This window comes from Streptomyces sp. HNM0645 (assembly GCF_030056615.1).
Lineage (GTDB): Bacteria > Actinomycetota > Actinomycetes > Streptomycetales > Streptomycetaceae > Streptomyces > Streptomyces marianii.
On sequence record NZ_JASHLT010000029.1, the window covers coordinates 1 to 18526 of the forward strand.

General features: G+C 72.9%; 16 protein-coding genes, 3 tRNA genes and 1 pseudogene. 11 read left to right on the forward strand and 9 right to left on the reverse strand.

Annotation, left to right across the window (positions count from 1 at the left end):
• The 5 genes and pseudogenes from QMZ92_RS20800 to QMZ92_RS20820 form a co-directional block, all read left to right on the forward strand.
• Positions 1-731: pseudogene (locus tag QMZ92_RS20800) on the forward strand (DNA polymerase III subunit gamma and tau); the annotation flags it as partial.
• A 61-nt stretch (positions 732-792) separates the two neighbouring features.
• The gene (gene purD / locus QMZ92_RS20805; RefSeq protein ID WP_283298899.1) at positions 793-2046 is read left to right on the forward strand and encodes a phosphoribosylamine--glycine ligase; all 1254 of its coding nucleotides are present in this window, start codon (positions 793-795) and stop codon (positions 2044-2046) included.
• A 526-nt stretch (positions 2047-2572) separates the two neighbouring features.
• Positions 2573-4300, forward strand: coding sequence for a M48 family metalloprotease (locus QMZ92_RS20810; RefSeq protein ID WP_283298900.1), 1728 nt, complete (start codon positions 2573-2575; stop codon positions 4298-4300).
• Between the two features lie 165 nt (positions 4301-4465).
• On the forward strand, positions 4466-5953 hold the full coding sequence (locus QMZ92_RS20815; RefSeq protein WP_283298901.1) for a N,N-dimethylformamidase beta subunit family domain-containing protein: 1488 nt from the start codon (positions 4466-4468) through the stop codon (positions 5951-5953).
• Positions 5954-6105: 152 nt separating this feature from the next.
• Positions 6106-7005 carry a phosphoribosylaminoimidazolesuccinocarboxamide synthase gene (locus tag QMZ92_RS20820; protein WP_283298902.1) on the forward strand — a complete coding sequence of 300 codons (900 nt, stop codon included), beginning with the start codon at positions 6106-6108 and terminating at the stop codon, positions 7003-7005.
• Between the two features lie 41 nt (positions 7006-7046).
• Here the strand turns inward: QMZ92_RS20820 and QMZ92_RS20825 are convergent.
• The 8 genes from QMZ92_RS20825 to QMZ92_RS20860 form a co-directional block, all read right to left on the reverse strand.
• Positions 7047-7122, reverse strand: a tRNA-Gly gene (locus tag QMZ92_RS20825).
• A gap of 22 nt (positions 7123-7144) precedes the next feature.
• A complete protein-coding gene (locus tag QMZ92_RS20830) occupies positions 7145-7762 on the reverse strand; it encodes a response regulator transcription factor (protein WP_283298903.1) in 618 nt (205 codons plus the stop codon).
• A 25-nt stretch (positions 7763-7787) separates the two neighbouring features.
• The gene (locus tag QMZ92_RS20835; RefSeq protein WP_283298904.1) at positions 7788-9158 is read right to left on the reverse strand and encodes a sensor histidine kinase; all 1371 of its coding nucleotides are present in this window, start codon (positions 9156-9158) and stop codon (positions 7788-7790) included.
• Positions 9159-9176: 18 nt separating this feature from the next.
• Complete coding sequence (locus tag QMZ92_RS20840; RefSeq protein ID WP_502962102.1) at positions 9177-10073, reverse strand: ABC transporter permease; 897 nt, start codon at positions 10071-10073, stop codon at positions 9177-9179.
• Complete coding sequence (locus tag QMZ92_RS20845; RefSeq protein WP_283298905.1) at positions 10070-10996, reverse strand: ABC transporter ATP-binding protein; 927 nt, start codon at positions 10994-10996, stop codon at positions 10070-10072. Before QMZ92_RS20845 ends, QMZ92_RS20840 begins: the two co-directional genes overlap by 4 nt.
• Positions 10997-11143: 147 nt before the next feature.
• Positions 11144-11216 (reverse strand) — tRNA-Gly (locus QMZ92_RS20850).
• 77 nt (positions 11217-11293) lie between these two features.
• A tRNA-Gly gene (locus QMZ92_RS20855) sits at positions 11294-11365 on the reverse strand.
• Between the two features lie 136 nt (positions 11366-11501).
• Positions 11502-11831: a histone-like nucleoid-structuring protein Lsr2 gene (locus tag QMZ92_RS20860; protein ID WP_283298906.1), complete on the reverse strand. Its 330-nt coding sequence runs from the start codon at positions 11829-11831 to the stop codon at positions 11502-11504.
• Between the two features lie 298 nt (positions 11832-12129).
• Here QMZ92_RS20860 and purS point away from each other — a divergent pair, with 298 nt between their 5' ends.
• The 5 genes from purS to QMZ92_RS20885 all read left to right on the forward strand — a co-directional run bounded on the left by purS (position 12130) and on the right by QMZ92_RS20885 (position 17214).
• Positions 12130-12375, forward strand: coding sequence for a phosphoribosylformylglycinamidine synthase subunit PurS (purS, locus tag QMZ92_RS20865; protein ID WP_283298907.1), 246 nt, complete (start codon positions 12130-12132; stop codon positions 12373-12375).
• Complete coding sequence (gene purQ, locus QMZ92_RS20870; protein WP_283298908.1) at positions 12372-13052, forward strand: phosphoribosylformylglycinamidine synthase subunit PurQ; 681 nt, start codon at positions 12372-12374, stop codon at positions 13050-13052. Before purS ends, purQ begins: the two co-directional genes overlap by 4 nt.
• Positions 13053-13493: 441 nt before the next feature.
• On the forward strand, positions 13494-15743 hold the full coding sequence (purL, locus tag QMZ92_RS20875; RefSeq protein ID WP_283298909.1) for a phosphoribosylformylglycinamidine synthase subunit PurL: 2250 nt from the start codon (positions 13494-13496) through the stop codon (positions 15741-15743).
• 111 nt (positions 15744-15854) lie between these two features.
• Entirely contained in the window at positions 15855-16355 is a 501-nt protein-coding gene (locus tag QMZ92_RS20880) for an ArsR/SmtB family transcription factor (RefSeq protein ID WP_283298910.1), read from the forward strand.
• 13 nt (positions 16356-16368) lie between these two features.
• On the forward strand, positions 16369-17214 hold the full coding sequence (locus QMZ92_RS20885; RefSeq protein ID WP_283298911.1) for a M23 family metallopeptidase: 846 nt from the start codon (positions 16369-16371) through the stop codon (positions 17212-17214).
• Here QMZ92_RS20885 and QMZ92_RS20890 read toward each other — a convergent pair.
• Positions 17169-17573, reverse strand: coding sequence for a nuclear transport factor 2 family protein (locus QMZ92_RS20890; protein ID WP_283298912.1), 405 nt, complete (start codon positions 17571-17573; stop codon positions 17169-17171). The two genes, QMZ92_RS20885 and QMZ92_RS20890, sit on opposite strands and share 46 nt — an antisense overlap.
• 127 nt (positions 17574-17700) lie before the next feature.
• Here QMZ92_RS20890 and QMZ92_RS20895 point away from each other — a divergent pair, with 127 nt between their 5' ends.
• On the forward strand, positions 17701-18495 hold the full coding sequence (locus QMZ92_RS20895; RefSeq protein WP_283298913.1) for a maleylpyruvate isomerase family mycothiol-dependent enzyme: 795 nt from the start codon (positions 17701-17703) through the stop codon (positions 18493-18495).
• The last annotated feature ends 31 nt before the right edge of the window (positions 18496-18526 follow it).

The following is an 18526-nucleotide window of genomic DNA, read 5'->3' on the forward strand; positions in this document are numbered from 1 at the left end:
GCCAGGGCGCTCGCCCTCCGGCGGCCCCCGCGGCCCCCGCCCCCGCGCCGGCTCCCGCCGCTCCCGCCCAGCCGCAACCGGTCGCGCCCGCCGCGGCCCAGGGAGCCGCCCAGGTGCGCAACATGTGGCCGGGCATCCTGGAGGCGGTGAAGAACCGCCGCCGCTTCACCTGGATCCTTCTCAGCCAGAACGCCCAGGTGGCCGGCTTCGACGGCACCACCCTCCAGCTCGGTTTCATCAACGCCGGAGCACGTGACAACTTCGCGAGCAGCGGCAGTGAGGACGTGCTGCGGCAGGCGCTCGCCGAGCAGTTCAACGTCCAGTGGAAGATCGAGGCGATCATCGACCCGTCGGGCGGTACGGGTCAGCCCCCGTCCGGCCCTGGCGGATCGTCCGGCGGCTACGGGGGATACGGCGGTCGGCCCGCCCAGTCCCCGCAGGCCTCGCCCTCGCCGCAGCCTTCGCAGGCACCGCGGCCGCCCCAGCAGCAGGCGGCGCCGTCCTCACCGCCACCGGGCGGGGGAGGCGGTCCGGCTCCGCAGCCGGGCCCGTCCGCTGCGGAGCCGGCAGGGGCTGCGGCTCCGCAGGCCCCGCCGCAGCGGCCCGTCGCGCTCGAGGACGACATCCCGGAAGAGGACGATCCGGATCTCGTGGACTCGGCCCTGTCCGGTCACGACCTGATCGTGAGGGAGCTCGGCGCCACCGTTGTGGAGGAATACACAAACGAGTAGGCGGTGCCGTTTCGGCGGCCCGCACAAGGTCACCGGCGGCGAGCGGGCTACCCTGGCTGCCGTGAAGGTCCTCGTCATCGGCGGCGGCGCCCGCGAACATGCCCTGTGCCGCGCTCTCTCCCTCGACCCCGACGTATCCGCTCTGCACTGCGCGCCCGGCAACGCCGGAATCGCGGACGTCGCCGAGCTCCACACGGTGGACGCCCTCGACGGCGACGCCGTGGCCGCACTTGCCGGCAGGCTTGAGGCCGATCTGGTCGTCGTCGGCCCCGAGGCGCCGCTCGTCGCCGGTGTCGCCGATGCCGTACGGGCCGCGGGCATCCCCTGCTTCGGCCCCTCCCGGGAGGCGGCTCGGCTCGAGGGTTCCAAGGCCTTCGCCAAGGAAGTGATGGCCGCGGCGAACGTCCCCACGGCGCGCAGCTACGTCTGCACCACCCCGGAGGAGGTCGACGAGGCCCTGGACGCCTTCGGCGCGCCGTACGTCGTCAAGGACGACGGGCTCGCCGCGGGCAAGGGCGTCGTCGTGACCGCCGATCTGGAGCAGGCCCGGGAGCACGCGCTGGCCTGCGGCCGCGTGGTCATCGAGGAGTACCTCGACGGACCCGAGGTCTCGCTCTTCGCCATCACCGACGGTGAGACGGTGCTCCCGCTGCAGCCGGCGCAGGACTTCAAGCGGGCACTGGACGGCGACGAGGGGCCGAACACGGGCGGCATGGGCGCGTACTCGCCACTGCCTTGGGCCGATCCGAAGCTGGTCGACGAGGTTGTGGAGACCGTGCTCCAGCCCACCGTGGACGAGCTCCGCCGCCGTGGCACACCGTTCGCGGGCCTGCTGTACGCGGGTCTCGCGATCACCGGCCGCGGCGTGCGCGTGATCGAGTTCAACGCCCGTTTCGGCGACCCCGAGACCCAGGTTGTGCTCGCCAGGCTCAAGACCCCGCTCGCGGGTGTCCTCCTGCACGCGGCCCGCGGCACCCTCGCCGACGAGGCGCCGCTGACGTGGCGCGGCGACTCCGCCGTGACCGTCGTCATCGCCTCGCACAACTATCCGGCCACGCCCCGCACCGGCGACCCGATCGGCGGGCTCGACGAGGTCGCCGTGCAGGACGCGCCGCACGCGTACGTCCTGCACGCCGGGACCAGGCGGGAGGGCGAGGCGATCGTCAGCGCGGGCGGCCGGGTGCTGTCGGTGACCGCGACCGGCGGGGACCTGACCGAGGCCCGCGAGCGCGCGTACGCCGCGGTGGAGCGCATCCACCTGGACGGTTCGCACCACCGCAGGGACATCGCCGAGAAGGCAGCGTCCCGCCCCTGACGCCCACCGGGCTCCGCCGCCCCCCCGCCCACCGGGCTCCGCCGCCCGCGGACGCGCGGGGGCGCGTCGTTCCTGCCGCGGCGGAGACGCCGCTGCCGCGGCAGCCGCTCCCCGGTCGGTGAGCGGTTCCCGCCACCCGCTCCCCCAGAGGTCCGGGGAGGATCACCCCGGGCCGCTCGTGGCGGGTTCGGATACCCGTCCGGCCCACCGCCCCCTGCGGCCTGTTCGTCTGACCGCCGCGCGGCCGTCCCCCAGCGGGCGGCGCCCGGGCCCGCGTACGGCCGCGGCCCGCTCGTTCGGCGAGGTCCGAGGGCCTGCAAGGCCCCGGTCACAATGTCAGCAGCTTTGCCCAAAGGCATTCCATCGAGTGACCGCTGCCCCATCCGGATGACGGCCGGGAAAGGCCCAACTAGGGTGCGGCGCAAGCGTTCCGGCACTTGGCCCACCGACATTGCGATGTCTGTGACGGGTGCCACAGTGGGGGAGTGAGCAACACCGCCGCAGGGCAGAGGGGGTGAGTCCGGCCGTGTCCGGAACCGTCGTCGGTGAGGAGGCGGGCGCGCTGACCGCGCGTTCCCGTGCCCTCGCCGTGCTGCGGGTGCGCAGCAGGGCGCTGGCCCTGGTGCTGCTGCCCGCCGCTGTCGCCGTCGTGCTGTTCGTCGGCGGGGTCACCGGCCGGATCGGCGGCGCCCACTGGGACCTCGCGCGCTGGGTGGCCACCTGCGCCGCCGTCCTCGTGCTGCTGGCCGCCGCCGTGGTCGCCGCCGTCGTAGCCCGCGCCAGGCCCGCCGTCAGCCCGACGGTGCCGCTGGCCCCGGCCGCGGCCCCCGATCTGTACCGGCTGGTGGAGGACCTGGCCGAACGGATGGACGTGCCCGCGCCGTCGGCCATAGCCCTCACCCCGGACTGCGACAGCTGGCTGGAGGACCGCACGCACCGGGCGCACGGCCCTCGCCGCGCGTCCCGGGACGCGCCCCGCGGCGACGCACCCGTCCTGGTCATCGGCTCCCCGTTCCTGTGGTGGATGCGGGTCGCCGAGCTGCGCGCGGTGCTCGCGCCGGTCGTCGCCGGCACGGGCCCCTCGGCGCATCCCGACATAGCCGCCGCCCGCCGCTTCGTGCGGGGCCTGGACGCCGCGGCCGGGCTCGCGTCCCGTCCCGGGCTCGGGCCGGTGCGAAGGCTCGCGTGCGGGGCCGTGGGCCGGGTCGCCCGGGTGCTGCTGCGCGGTTGCCGCGGTCATGCCGCGGAGATGGAGCGCGGAGTCGCCGCAGCCGCCTCCGAACGTGCGCAGGCGGTGGACTACGGGCTGAGGATCGTGGCCCAGGAGCAGGTCGGCCTCGCGTACGCGGGATGGGACCGCCTGCTGACCCGCGTGGCGCTTCCCGCCTGGCGGATGGGGCGGTGGCCGAGCCGCCTCGACGCGGGAGTGGTCTCGGCGCTCACCGAGCTCTCCCGCCGAGACCGGCTGGCGGAGGGCTTCGCCTCCCGGCTCGGGGAGCGTCCGGCCTGCGATCTGCTGGAGGAGCCGGGGGCGGTCGACGAGGCCGCGTCGCTACTGGCCGCCCGGCTGTTCCACGGCGGGCCCGCCGAGATCGGGCCGGACTGGTCGCCGGTGGACTGGCAGCAGTACCCGGAAGAGGTCGTCGACCGGAAGTGGCGCACGGAGGCCGCCCGGCTGCACCGGGTCCTCGACGCGATGGGCGTGCGGCCGTCCGCGGGTGTTCCCGCAGGCCCCACGCTGGCCCGCGTCATGGAGCACCTCGCGGGCCGCTCCGGGCCGGCGCCCGAGCCGCCGGCCGACGGCCCGGCCCAGGTCCCGCCCGTGCCCGGGGCGCCGGACACCGACGGGCCCGGCGCCGCCCTCGCCGCCGGGATCAGCGCCGACGTGGCCCGTGAGGAGGCCGCGCGCGAGCGTTCGGCCGCACCACCGAGCGCTGCGGACCGCACGGCCGACGACCCCGACCCCTGGGGCAACGACCCGCTTCCCCTCGTCCCCCTCCAGCCGCCGCGAACCGCACGGGAGCTGCTCGCCGACCATGTGACGGCCATGGTGTGCTGCGCGGCCGTGGACACCGCCGGCGCCGCTCCCGGCATGGACTGGCTCGACGGACCGGCCCTGCTCATCAACGGTGAGCGCCGTGCGGACCTGGGTACCCGGGTGCTCAGCCTGGTCGAGGACGGGGATCCGGAGCCGCTGCGTTCCTGGCTGGCGACGGCAGGCGTTCGGGCCGAGAAGCCGATCCGGCTGGTGTGAGGGAAGCCCGGTCGGTTTCCGCCACCCCCGGCGGGAATGTTGCGTTCCGTTCACGTCAATTCACGACGAACGGTGACGGAGTGCGTGCGTTATGTGATGTGCTGGGACCGGCGCTGACGGTCAGCGCGCCGGCACCGGTCTCGGGGGACGAGGGAGGGGCGCACGATGGGGGCGGAGGAGATTCGTCGGGCGGAGCCGATCCGGCGCTGGGAATCGGGCGCCCTCGCCCATGCCGTCACGGATCCGTTCGGCCAGGGCCCGCTGCCCTGGCTGCGCGGCAGCGAGTACTACTTCGACGACACCGGGCAGGTCGTGCCCTGGTACGCGGACCCGGACGCGGCGGTCGGCCGCGGCGGGCGCTCACGCGGCCTGCGCACCGCCGACGACGTGCACCGCCAGATCAAGGGCTTCGCGTCCAACGGCGCGGTCGCTCCCGGTGAGGCGATCGACTTCCATGTGACGGTCGACCCGCCCCAGCGGTTCTCGGTCGACGTGTACCGCATCGGCCACTACGGCGGCGACGGAGCCTCCAAGATCATCACCAGCCCCCGTCTCGCCGGGATCGTCCAGCCGCCGCCGCTCGCGGCCGACCGCACGGTCTCCTGCCACCACTGGTGGCTCTCCTGGCGGCTGCAGGTGCCGTCGTTCTGGTCCGTCGGGGCCCATGTGGCCGTCCTCACCACCGAGGACGGCTACCGCTCGCACATCCCCTTCACGGTCCGCGACAGCCGCCCCGCCGATCTGCTGCTGCTCATGCCCGACATCACGTGGCAGGCGTACAACCTCTACCCGGAGGACGGGCGGACCGGCGCCAGCCTCTATCACGCCTGGGACGAGAACGGCCGGCTGCTCGGGGAGAACGACGCCGCGACCACGGTCTCCTTCGACCGCCCCTACGCCGGGGCGGGCCTGCCGCTGCACGTCGGGCATGCGTACGACTTCATCCGCTGGGCCGAGCGGTACGGCTACGACCTCGCGTACGCCGACACCCGTGATCTGCACGCCGGGCGGGTCGACCCGGCCCGCTACCGCGGCCTGGTCTTCCCCGGCCACGACGAGTACTGGTCGGTGCCCATGCGCCGGACCGCCGAGCTGGCCCGTGAGCAGGGCACTTCCCTCGTGTTCCTGTCGGCCAACACCCTGTACTGGCAGGTGGAGCTCGGCCCGTCCCCGTCCGGCGTCGCCGACCGGCTGCTGACCTGCCGCAAGCGACGCGGCCCCGGCCGCTCCGCCCTCTGGCGCGAGGTCGACCGTGCCGAGCAGCAGCTGCTCGGCATCCAGTACGCGGGCCGGGTGCCCGAGCCGCACCCGATGGTGGTGCGCAACGCCGGCCACTGGCTGTGGGAGGCGACGGGCGCCGGGGACGGCGACGAGATCCCCGGACTGGTCGCGGGGGAGGCCGACCGCTACTTCCCCCGGACCCCGCTTCCCGACCACGAGGGCCGGATCCTGCTGGCCCACTCCCCGTACACCGACGGTGACGGCGCCACCCGCCATCAGGAGACCTCGCTCTACCGGGCCCCGTCCGGCGCGCTCGTCTTCGCCTCCGGCACCTTCGCCTGGTCGCCGGCGCTGGACCGGCCGGGTCACATGGACGAGCGGATCCAGCGCGCCACCGCCAACCTCCTCGACCGGATCTGCAAGCGCGACTGAGTCCCGGCCGTGCCCCGGGCCGAGGCCCTCCGGAGCGGCCCGGGAAGGGGAGTCCCCCACGGAGGGGACGGACGCACCGACCCTCCGGCCCCCGCGGTCGCCGGGTGCGAGAGAATCGGAAGCGCTCCTGGATCAACCTACGCGGAGGAACCGTGTCCGGATTCGTAGAAAAGCCCGAGCCGATTCAGGTCCCGGGCCTCACCCACCTCCACACGGGCAAGGTGCGCGATCTCTACGAGAACGAGGCCGGGGACCTCGTGATGGTGGCGAGCGACCGCATCTCCGCGTACGACTGGGTGCTGCCCACCGAGATCCCGGACAAGGGGCGGGTGCTCACCCGGCTCTCCCTCTGGTGGTTCGACCGTCTGTCGGACCTCGTCCCCAACCATGTGATCTCCACCGAGCTCCCGGTCGGCGCCCCGGCCGACTGGGCCGGTCGCACCCTCGTCTGCAAAGCCCTCGACATGGTCCCGGTCGAGTGCGTCGCCCGCGGCTACCTCACCGGCTCCGGCCTCGCGGAGTACGACGAGAGCCGTACGGTCTGCGGGCTGGCCCTGCCCGAGGGGCTCGTGGACGGCTCCGAGCTGCCCGCCCCGATCTTCACCCCCGCCACCAAGGCCGCCGTGGGCGACCACGACGAGAACGTGCCGTTCGAGGAGGTCGCCCGTCAGGTCGGCGCGGAGACGGCGGCGCTGCTGCGCCGGACGACGCTCGACGTCTATGCCCGCGCCCGGGACATCGCCCGTGAGCGCGGCATCATCCTCGCCGACACCAAGTTCGAGTTCGGTTTCGACGGCGAGCGGCTGATCATCGCGGACGAGGTGCTGACCCCGGACTCCTCGCGCTTCTGGCCCGCCGACCAGTGGCGGCCGGGCCGCGCCCAGCCGTCGTACGACAAGCAGTACGTGCGCGACTGGCTGACCTCGCCGGCCTCCGGCTGGGACCGCAGGAGCGAGCAGCCCCCGCCGGCCCTTCCGCAGGACGTCGTGGCGGCGACCCGCGCCCGGTACCTGGAGGCGTACGAGCTGCTGACCGGCGCCGCCTGGTCGTGACGCGAAGAAGCCCCCGGCCTCGGGGCCGGGGGCTTCTTGACTGGAGCGGACGACGAGGCTCGAACTCGCGACCTCAACCTTGGCAAGGTTGCGCTCTACCAACTGAGCTACGTCCGCATGCGCCGTGGCGCGGAGCCCACTATACCCAACCTCGCTCGCGTGCGAGGCGCGCCGCGGTGTGCCGGTTCTCCGCCCCCAGTTTCGCCGCCGCCGACGAGAGGTAGTTGCGGACCGTGCCCGGTGACAGCGAGGCCCGCTCGGCGATCTCCGCGACCGGTGCCCCGTCCCCGGCGAGTTCCAGCACCTCCGCCTCGCGCGCGGTGAGCGGGGAGTCCCCGGCGGAGATGGCGTCGGCGGCCAACTCGGGGTCGACGTAACGGTTTCCCCCGTGCACCGTACGGATGATCTCGGCGAGGCGTCGGGCGCTGACCGTCTTGGGCACGAAGCCGCGCACCCCGGCGGCGAGCGCTCGCTTGAGATGGCCGGGACGGCCGTGACTGGTCACGATCATCGTCCGGCAGCCGGGCAGCTCGGCCGTCAGCGATGTGGCGACCTTCACACCGTCGCCGCCGGGCATCTGGAGATCCAGGACGGCCACGTCCGGCCGGTGCGAGTGGGCCATCGCCAGCGCCTCCGTACCGGATGCGGCCTCCGCGACGACGAGCAGATCGTTCTCGAGCGCGAGCAGCGCGGCGAGCGCGCCACGGATCAGGTGCTCGTCGTCGGCCAGCAGCACTCGTACGCGATCCTGCGTCACGCCCAGTCCCTCCTCGTTCCGTACGTCACACCCCGGCGCCCCGTTCCATTCCCCCCGGTTCCGAGCCCGCCGCGCGGTCGTCCGTTCCGGCGGGCTCGACGGTCCGCGCGGGTTCGTCCGTCCCGCCGGCCGGTACACCCGGCTGCTGCCCCGTCCCGTTCGGAGCCCTCCCGGCCGGGACGGGCACGCGTGCGGTGAGGCGGAAGCGGGCACCCGGGACGGGGCCCGCGGTCAGCGTGCCGCCCAGCGCGGTCAGACGCTCCCGCAGCCCGGCGAGGCCGGTCCCGGGGGCGCCGGGAGCGGCCGGAGTCCGGACGCCGTCGTTCTCCACGGTCAGGACTGCGGCACCGGCCGTCGTCGTGAGCCCGATGGCGCAGTGGGCGGCGTCCCCGTGGCGCAGCACGTTCGTCGTGGCCTCGCGGACGACCCAGGCGAGCGCGGACTGGATCTCCGCCGGCAGGCCGTCGGCCGGCGGCCCGTCCTCCGGCGATCCGATCGTGCAGCTGATTCCTGCGGCGCCCAGCACGCCCTGGGCCCCGTCCAGTTCGGTCCGCAGATCCGCGCCCCGGTAGCCGCGTACGACGTCCCGGACCTCGCGCTGGGTCTCCCGGGCGATGCGCTGCACTTCGGTCATCTGCTCCAGCGCCCGGTGCTCGCCGCCGCGTTGCGCGAGCTGTACGGCGAGTTCGCTCTTCAGCGCGATCACCGCGAGGCTGCGGCCCAGTACGTCGTGCAGGTCCCGGCCGAACCGCAGCCGCTCCTCCGCGACCGCGAGCCGTGCCTGGACGTCCCGAGCCTCGCGCAGCTCCCACAGCACAGCGAGGACCCACATCGAGACACGGGCGGTGAAGGCGAGCCAGCCGATCGTGAAGGCGACCGTCCCGAGGGTGACCAGGGTCTCCGCGGCGCCCCGGCCGGTCAGCGGCACCAGCACGCCCAGCAGGGCCAGCACGCCCCCGTGGACCAGTACCGTGGTGCGTCGCCGCACGATCAGGCAGTGCGCCGTCGCGAACGGGACAAGGGCGGTCGACAGTGCCACGGGCAGCATCCCCTCCATACCGACCGTCGCCGCCAGCCACAACACCGTGCCGGTCGCCAGGGCCGCGACGAACGCGGCCCGGCCCACCAGCCTCCGCGGAACCGGCCCCTGCCCCAGATAGGCGTCCATCGCGTGACGCGCCAGCAGGGTGGAGACCACGCCGTTCGCCACCGCGAGGAGGGGGGCGCCGACGGCCGCCACGGGGTGTGCGCCGGTGCGGACGGGCCGGGTCAGCATGAGCAGCGTCAGTGCGAGCAGCGCCACCCAGACGAGGAGGTACACGGTGCCGCGTGTGTAGAGGTCCACCTTGGCTGGCCTGCTGCGTCCGCGCCAGTCCCGTACCCGCACCCGGGACACCCCCGATCTTCCCCGTCCTCAGCGCCGCGGCTCCCAGCGGAACCACCGTCGCACAGCAAACACCGAGATCACGGTCCAGACCAGTGCGTTGAGCGCCGCCCCGGTGAGCTGTGCCGCGTCCGCACCGCCGGCCACGCCGGCCTCCACCAGGCGCATCACTCCGGTCATCGGCAGCAGTTCGCACACCGAGGCGGCCCGGTCCGGCAGCACGTCGAGAGGGACGAACAGCCCGGAGCCGCCCGCCGAGACCATGAACAGGGGAAGGGTGGTGATCTGCGCGCTCTCCACGGTCCGGGTGATCGCAGAGGTCGCGGCGGCCAGGGCCGTCATCACGACGGTGCCCAGCAGCGCTCCGGCAACGAGGAGTTCGGGCCGCCGGGGGCCGTCCGCGCCGAGGAGCACGACCCCGGCGACGACCACCAGGGCGCTCTGCGCGAGTGCGAGCGCGGCCGCGGGCAGCGCCGTCCCGGCCAGGATCTCCGTGTCGGACACCTCGCCCGTCCGCAGCCGCTTGAGCACCAGCTCCTCGCGCCGGGCGACGAAGGCCGAGGTGAGGTTGAGGTACACGACGAGGATCAGCACCATGCCGACTCCCCCGGTCATGAGGGCTTCCGCGATACTCAGGCCGGCTCCCGCGAGATCCATCCCGCCGAGAGTCCCACGCAGGGCGCCCACCATCGCGACGGGCATCAGCAGCGCGACGAACAGCGCGGTCCGGTTCCTCGTGAGGAGGGTCAGCTCGGCCCGGCCCAGGGCGCCCAGCCGTCCGGCGGCCGTGGTCCCGGCCGTCGCTCCGGCCCTGCCCGGAGCCGCCGTCCTCGGCACCGAGGTGCCCGGGGCCGCCGTCGAGGCGCCCGTGGTATGCGCGTTCGCCGCGTAGACGGTGTTCTCGGTGTTCTCGGTGTTCGTGGTCACAGGGCACCCGCCAGTTCCGTGTCCGGTCGGGCGATCTCCAGGAACGCCTCCTCGAGCGAAGCGGAGCGGGCGTCCAGCCGGTCGAGCCGTACGCCGGACTCGTCCGCCCAGCGCAGCAGTTCGCCGAGCGAGCGCTGCAGTTCACGGGTGCGGATCTCGACGCGCTGCCCGTCCGCGGCGGCCCGCAGCATGAGCGGCAGCCGGGAGGCGGGCACCTCCCGCGGCAGGACGAAGCGGATGCGCGACGGTCGCGAGGCGGTCACCCCGTCCGGGGTGCCGGTGGCGACGATCCGCCCGGCGTGCATGATCGCCAGCCGGTCGGCCAGGCTTTCCGCCTCCTCCAGGTAGTGCGTGGTCAGCAGTACGGTCGTGCCGGCGTCCCGCAGTTCCCGGACCAACTGCCAGGTCTCGCGGCGTCCTTCGGCGTCGAGGCCGGTCGTCGGCTCGTCGAGGAAGAGGACCTCGGGTCGGCCGAGCAGGGCCAGCGCGAGGTCGAGCCTGCGCCGTTCGCCGCCGGACAGCTGCTTGACCCGGACACCGGACCGCCTGCCGAGGCCCACGAGCTCCAGCGCCTCCCCCGGGGGACGGGCGCCGCTCGTGCAGCGGGCCCACATCCGCACCGTCTCGGCGGCCGTCAGGTCGGAGGGGAATCCTCCCTCCTGGAGCATGACCCCGATCCGGGGCCGTACGGCGGCCCGTTCGCGGTACGGATCACGTCCGAGGACGCGCACGGTGCCGCCGCTCGGGGCGGCGAGTCCCTCCAGCAGTTCGACGGTGGAGGTCTTGCCGGCGCCGTTCGTCCCGAGCAGCGCGAACAGTTCACCGCGCCCCACTGAGAAGGTGACTCCGCTCACGGCCTCGAACCCACCGCGGTATCCGCGGCGCAGTTCGGCTGCCTCGATCACGTGTCCATCACTGTTCATGGATCCAGCGTTCCGCCGGACCCCGGCCGCCGGCAGTGCGCGCTGTCATCGGCGCACATGACAAATGTCAGAACCGGCGGGCGGCACAGGGGGAAGGGAGGGAAACGACGAAGGCCCCGGTCGAGATGACCGGGGCCTTCTTACCCGAGCGGACGACGAGATTCGAACTCGCGACCCTCACCTTGGCAAGGTGATGCTCTACCAACTGAGCCACGTCCGCATGCTCCCGCTCAGCTCTCACTGGCGGTGCGTCCACCACTCTACCCGATCCACCGAGGCGGTCGGTACGTGGTGCGGAGCGGGTGACAGGAATTGCACACTGCGCCTTCCCTCTGGAAGAGGGCTGTTCTACTACTGAACTACACCCGCACGCTCCGTGAGGTCCGGCCCTCCGGCCTCGCCCCTCGGCGTGATCCAGACTCTAGCCCACCTGCGGGGGTGCAGCGCAACTCGGTTCTCGCCGGTGCCGGTCCGGAGGGTCTTCTCCCGCCGTGCGGGCGGGTGTTCAGCTCGCGTCCCGGAAGGCCTCGTACACGCGCTTGGGGATCCGGCCGCGCGCCGGCACGTCCATCTTGTTGGACTGCGCCCAGGCGCGGACGGCGGCCGGGTCGGGGGCGAGGTCGGTGCGTCGGTACTCCCTGCGCGTCCGACCGGCGTGCCGGGCCGCCTTGCGTCCCGCCGCCATGTAGGGCGCGAGGGCGGTGCGCAGTTTCTCTGCATTGGCGGTATTGAGGTCGATCTCGTACGACTTCCCGTCGAGTCCGAACGAAACCGTTTCCGCCGCTGCTCCGCCGTCGATGTCGTCGAAGAGCGTCACCACTACGCGCTGCGCCACGGATATCGGTCCCTTCCTGCGGTCCGCCGTGCGGGTCAGTACAGGTCAGTGCTGACGCGGGGCGAATCCGGTATTCCGGCTGTTGCGGGGCAATGCTGCTTTCCGCTGTATTCCTTTGTACAGCGGGCGGCATCGCATTGGGAAGCCCAGCCAATTGCATCCGCGTGTCCTCCGCAATGGCTCGGCTCGGTTTTTCCCCGGATTTTTCCATGGCGTTCTCCGTATATCTATGCGCGTAGATTTTTCGGGCGGGTACGCTGAGGGAACCGCCTTCAGCACCACACCACCGGGAGTGCCAGTGGCACGCGTCGTAGTCGACGTCATGCTCAAGCCGGAGATCCTCGACCCGCAGGGCCAGGCGGTGCAGCGCGCACTGCCCCGCCTGGGCTTCGAGGGGATCGCGGACGTACGTCAGGGAAAGCGCTTCGAACTCGAGGTCGACGGGCCGGTCGACGAGGCCGCCCTCACCCGTATCCATGAGATGGCGGAAACGTTCCTCGCGAACACCGTCATCGAGGACTTCGTCGTCAAGGTGGAGTCGTGACGGCTCGTATCGGCGTCGTCACATTTCCTGGGACGCTCGACGACCAGGACGCACTGCGCGCCGTCCGCCTCGCGGGCGCCGAGCCCGTTTCGCTCTGGCACCGCGACAAGGACCTCAAGCAGGTCGACGCGGTCGTCCTCGCGGGCGGCTTCTCCTACGGGGACTATCTCCGGGCGGGCGCCATCTCCCGCTTCTCACCGGTGATGGAAACGATCATCGGCCAGGCGAAGTCCGGGATGCCGGTCCTCGGTATCTGCAACGGCTTCCAGATCCTCACCGAGGCCCATCTGCTACCGGGTGCGATGCTCCGCAACAACCATCTGCACTTCATCTGCCGCGACCAGAGGCTGCGAGTGGAGAACGCGGAGACGGCCTGGACCGCCGACTACGAGCAGGGCCAGGAGATCTCCGTTCCGCTGAAGAACATGGACGGCCGCTACGTCGCCGACGAGCGCGTCCTCGACGAGCTCGAGGCCGAGGGCCGGGTCGCCTTCCGCTACCTGGACCTGAACCCGAATGGCTCGCTGCGCGACATCGCCGGCATCACCAACGCCGCGGGCAACGTCGTCGGGCTGATGCCCCACCCCGAGCACGCCGTGGAGCCGCTCGTCGGCACCGGCGGCACGGACGGCCTCGGGTTCTTCACCTCGATCATCAAGAGGCTGGTCGCCGCATGACACTCGACACCGGAGCAGCCGAGGGACTGACCGAGCGCCCCGCCCGCGTCTGCAGCACCGTCCGCACGCGAACGCGCGACCGAGCGTGACCCTCGACACCGGAGCAGCCGAGGGCGCGACCGCGCGCCCCGCCCGCGTCTGCAGCACCGTCCGCACGCGAACGCGCGACCGAGCGTGACCCTCGACACCGGAGCAGCCGAGGGCGCGACCGCGCGCCCCGCCCGCGTCTGCAGCACCGTCCGCACGCGAAGGAGCGACCGAGCGTGACCCTCGACACCGGAGCAGCCGAGGGAGCGACCGAGCGCCCCGCCCGCGTCTGCAGCACCGTCCGCACGCGAAGGAGCGACCGAGCGTGACCCTCGACACCGGAGCAGCCGAGGGAGCGACCGAGCGCCCCGCCCGCGTCTGCAGCACCGTCCGCACGCGAAGGAGCGACCGAGCGTGACCCTCGACACCGTCAAGCACGCCACCGAGACCCCCGAGACCGAGCAGCCCTGGAAGGACCTCGGCCTCAAGGAGGACGAGTACGCGCGCATCCGCGAGATCCTCGGCCGCCGCCCGACCGGCGCCGAGCTCGCCATGTACTCCGTCATGTGGTCCGAGCACTGCTCGTACAAGAGCAGCAAGGTCCATCTGAAGCAGTTCGGCGAGAAGGCCCCCGAGAACGACGCCCTGCTCGTCGGTATCGGCGAGAACGCGGGCGTCGTCGACGTCGGCCAGGGCTACGCGGTCACCTTCAAGGTCGAGTCGCACAACCACCCCAGCTACATCGAGCCCTACCAGGGCGCGGCCACCGGTGTCGGGGGCATCGTCCGGGACATCCTCGCGATGGGCGCCCGGCCGGTGGCGGTCATGGACCCGCTGCGCTTCGGTGCCGCGGACCACCCCGACACCAAGCGCGTGCTGCCCGGTGTCGTGGCGGGCATCGGCGGCTACGGCAACTGCCTGGGCCTGCCCAACATCGGGGGCGAGGTCGTCTTCGACTCCTGCTACCAGGGCAACCCGCTGGTCAACGCGCTGTGCGTGGGCGTCATGAAGCACGAGGACATCCACCTGGCCAAGGCGTCCGGCGCGGGCAACAAGGTCATCCTGTACGGCGCCCGTACCGGTGGGGACGGCATCGGCGGCGTCTCCGTGCTCGCCTCCGAGACCTTCGACGACACGAAGCCCGCCAAGCGGCCCGCAGTCCAGGTCGGCGACCCGTTCCAGGAGAAGCTCCTCATCGAGTGCACCCTGGAGGTCTTCCAGGAGAAGCTGGTCGCCGGCATCCAGGACCTCGGTGGCGCCGGTCTCTCCTGTGCCACCTCCGAGCTGGCCTCCGCGGGCTCCGGCGGTATGCGCGTCGAGCTCGACACCGTGCCGCTGCGCGACGCGACCCTCTCGCCCGAGGAGATCCTCATGAGCGAGTCGCAGGAGCGGATGTGCGCGATCGTCGAGCCGCGGCACGTCGACCGCTTCATGGAGATCTGCGAGAAGTGGGACGTCATCGCCACCGTGATCGGTGAGGTGACGGAGGGCGAGCGGCTGGAGATCTTCTGGCACGGCGAGCAGATCGTGGACGTGCCGCCGGGCACCGTCGCGCACGAGGGCCCGACGTACCACCGCCCGTACGCCCGCCCCGAGTGGCAGGACGCGCTCCAGGCGGACGACGCGGGCGAGCTGCCCCGTCCGGCCTCGTCCGAGGAACTGCGCGAGCAGGTCCTGAAGCTGGTCGCGTCGCCGAACCAGGCCGCCAAGTCCTGGATCACGGACCAGTACGACCGCTTCGTGCAGGGCAACACCGTGCTGGCCCAGCCCGAGGACGCCGGCATGGTCCGCATCGACCCGGACACCAACCTGGGTGTGGCGGTCGCGACGGACGGCAACGGCCGCTACGCGAAGCTCGACCCGTACACGGGCGCGCAGCTCGCGTTGGCCGAGGCGTACCGCAACGTCGCCGCGTCGGGTGCCAGGCCGCTCGCCATCTCCGACTGCCTGAACTTCGGTTCGCCCGAGGACCCGGCCGTCATGTGGCAGTTCGCCGAGGCCACCCGAGGTCTGGCGGACGGCTGCCAGCGGCTCGGCACCCCGGTGACCGGCGGCAACGTCTCGCTCTACAACCAGACGGGCGAGACGGCGATCCACCCGACACCGGTCGTGGCCGTGCTCGGTGTGATCGACGACGTGACGCGCCGTACGCCCATCGCGTTCGCCGAGGAGGGCCAGCTGCTCTACCTGCTGGGCGACACGCGCGAGGAGTTCGGTGGGTCGGCCTGGTCCCAGGTGGTCCACGACCACCTCGGCGGTCTGCCGCCGATGGTCGACCTGGAACGGGAGAAGCTGCTCGCCGAGATCCTGATCTCGGGTTCCCGCGACGGGATGATCGACGCGGCGCACGACCTGAGCGACGGCGGTCTGATCCAGGCGGTCACCGAGTCCTGCCTGCGCGGCGGGCGGGGCGCCCGGCTGGTCGTGCCGGACGGTCTCGACGCCTTCACGTTCCTCTTCTCCGAGTCCGCGGGCCGCGCGGTCGTCGCGGTGCCGCGCAGCGAGGAGCTCCGCTTCACCGACATGTGCGGTGCGCGGGGGCTCCCGGCCTGCCGCATCGGCGTGGTCGACGGGGACGCGGTGGAGGTGCAGGGCGAGTTCACCGTCCCGCTGAGCGAGCTGCGCACCGCGCACGAGGAGACCGTGCCGGCGCTGTTCGCCTGAGTCCCCGCACACGACGGAGTCCCCGCCCGGACCATGTCCGGGCGGGGACTCCGTCGTGTGCGGGGAGGGACCCGGTTGTCAAAGATTACGTAACTACGTACTTTGTGGGGCATGGATCTGGAGGAGCGGGTCGCCGAGCTGGAACGGCGGATGGCGGCGCTGGAGCTGTCGGAGCCCCGTGCGCCGGTGGCTGCCGAGGCCGACTTCTGGGCCCTCGAAGGACTCAGGGGCCAGCTCGCGCGGGCGGACGCGGAGACCGGCGGGGTGCTTTTCACCGGCGCCGTGGGGCTGCCGACGGGGGAGCGGTACGAGTGGCAGATCGGCGCGCTCACCGAGGAACTGCTGGCCGGCGACTGGTCGGACCTGGCCGACTCCTTCGCGGCCCTGGGCAATCCGGTGCGGCTGCGCCTGCTGCGCGAGATCGTCGGCGGCCGCCGCACCGCGGCCGAGCTCGCCGAGCTCGAAGGGCTCGGCACGACCGGGCAGATCTACCACCATCTGCGCCAGCTGACCGCCGCGGGCTGGCTGCACACCGCGGGCCGCGGTCGGTACGAGGTGCCGGGCGCCCGCGTGGTCCCGCTGCTGGTGGCACTCGCCGCGGCACGTCCCTAGGGGAGGAACGGTCATGTCCGTACGGAGGACGGCGACGGTCGGCGTCCGCGTGCTGTGGGCGGCCTTCTTCGCTCTGGTCGTCCTGACCCACTTATTGGATCTGCGGCACCCGGACTGGCTGCGCTTCCTGCCGGCGGCCGCCGCGATCGTGCTGAGCGTCGCCCTGGGGCGGGCCGCCCGGCGCCGCATCGACGCCCGGGACGCCGCGCCCGTGGAGACAGCCTCCCCGGTCGCCGGGCGCTGGACCGCGCTGAACAGCCCGGCCGACAAGGTACCCAGCCACGGCACCCACGAAGCCGCCCAGAGCTTCGCGATCGACGTCGTCGCCGAGTGCGAGGAGCGCCCGCGGCCGCGCTTCGCCTCGCTGTGGCCGCTCACCCGCCGGAACCGGGACTTCCCCGCCTTCGACGCCCCGCTGTACGCGGTCGCCGACGCCACCGTCGTCCGCGCCACCGACGGTCAGCGCGACCACATGAGCCGGAACTCGCTGCCCGCGCTGCTCTGGCTCCTTGCGGAGGGCGTTGTCAGGATGCTCGGGGGTACGGACCGGATCTTCGGCAACCACCTCGTGCTCGACCTCGGGGACGGCACCTGGGCGGTCTACGCCCATCTCCGGCGGGGCTCGCTCACCGTGCGCGAGGGCGAGCAGGTGACCGCGGGGCAGCTCCTCGCCCGCTGCGGGAACTCGGGCACCTCCACCGAGCCGCATCCGCATTTCCAGCTGATGGACGGGCCCGACCTAGAGGCGGCGCACGGCGTCCCATTCACCTGGCGCGGGGTCGGCGTACCGCGCAACAAGGAGACGTTCGCCGCTCAGCCGGCGGGGCCCCAGAACGCGTCCGCCTCGTCGACGTCCTGAACGCACTCGTCGATGTCGGAGATCTTGCCGCCGACGATCGTGAACCAGAGCCCGCCGGGCATCTCGATCCCGCGGTCGCCGCGGTCGGCGTAGTACGTGTGGACGGCCATCACATGCCCGCGGCCGTCGGGGTAGGCGCCCCTGAGCTCGACACGGAGGGTGCCGCCCGTGAGTTCGCCGAGCTCCCGGTGCAGATCCAGGATGTTGTCCTGGCCCTTGTAGTGCCCCGAGATCCGGCTGCTACCGGGCACGTGGTGCACGCAGTCCGCCGTCAGCAGGGAGCGGAGGGTCTCCATGTCACCCCTGCCGAACGCCTCGTAGCCCCGGCGGACCAGGGCGCTGTGCGGGTGCTCGGACATGTCCGCCACACTCCTTCCTCGCCGTCGTGGCCCCCCTTCATCGTCCGCCGGGCTCGGGCCGGTCGCCAGGCAGCGGCAGCGGCCTCGGCGCGGTTCGGTGTCCGTGGGGCGCGTTACCCTCGGCCCCATGCCACCGGTCAGGAAGCGCGCCCGCAGTTACGACCCCGCCAGGATCCGCACCGCCGTCCTCGCGCAGTTCGGACATGTCCGGGAGGCCGTGGGGGGTCTGACGGCCGAGCAGTTGGCGCTGCCCACTCGGCTCGGGGACTGGAGCGTCCGCGAACTCGCGGCGCACATCGCGCAGACGTTCGGCGCCGTCGCCAGAGCCCTCGACCACCCGGAGCCGGCGAAGGCCGATGTGGCCCTCCTGGACTGGCCCCTCTCGACCGCCGGGTGGGCCGGCGCCGTCGACGGGGGTACGCGCGCGGCGGCGGCAGCCGCCGAGGACCTCCCGTCCCTCTACGGGCGGACGGCCGGGGAGGTCGAATCCGCGCTGGCCGGCGTCTCCGGCGAGCGGCTCGTCCAGACCGGGTCCGGTGCCATGCGGCTCGCCGACCACCTCGTCACCCGCGCCGTGGAGCTGGTCGTCCACACCGACGACCTGGCCGATGCCACCGGCCTCGACCTCCCGTACGAACGCCAGGCGCTCGCCGCCTGCGTGCGGCTGCTCGCCGACGCGCTCGCCGTGAAGGCCCCCGGCGGCTCGGTGGAGCTGAGGATCCCGCCGTACGCCGTGGTGCAGTGCGTCGAGGGGCCCCGGCACACCCGCGGCACGCCCCCGAACGTCGTCGAGACCGACCCGCTGACCTGGGTCCGGCTCGCCACGGGACGCGAGGACTGGGCGGCGGCGCGGGAGGCGGCGAGGGTGAGCGCGAGCGGTGAGCGTTCCGACCTCTCGGCGCTGCTGCCCGTGACGGCCTGACTGCTCCCGGGGAACCGCAGCCCCGCCCGTC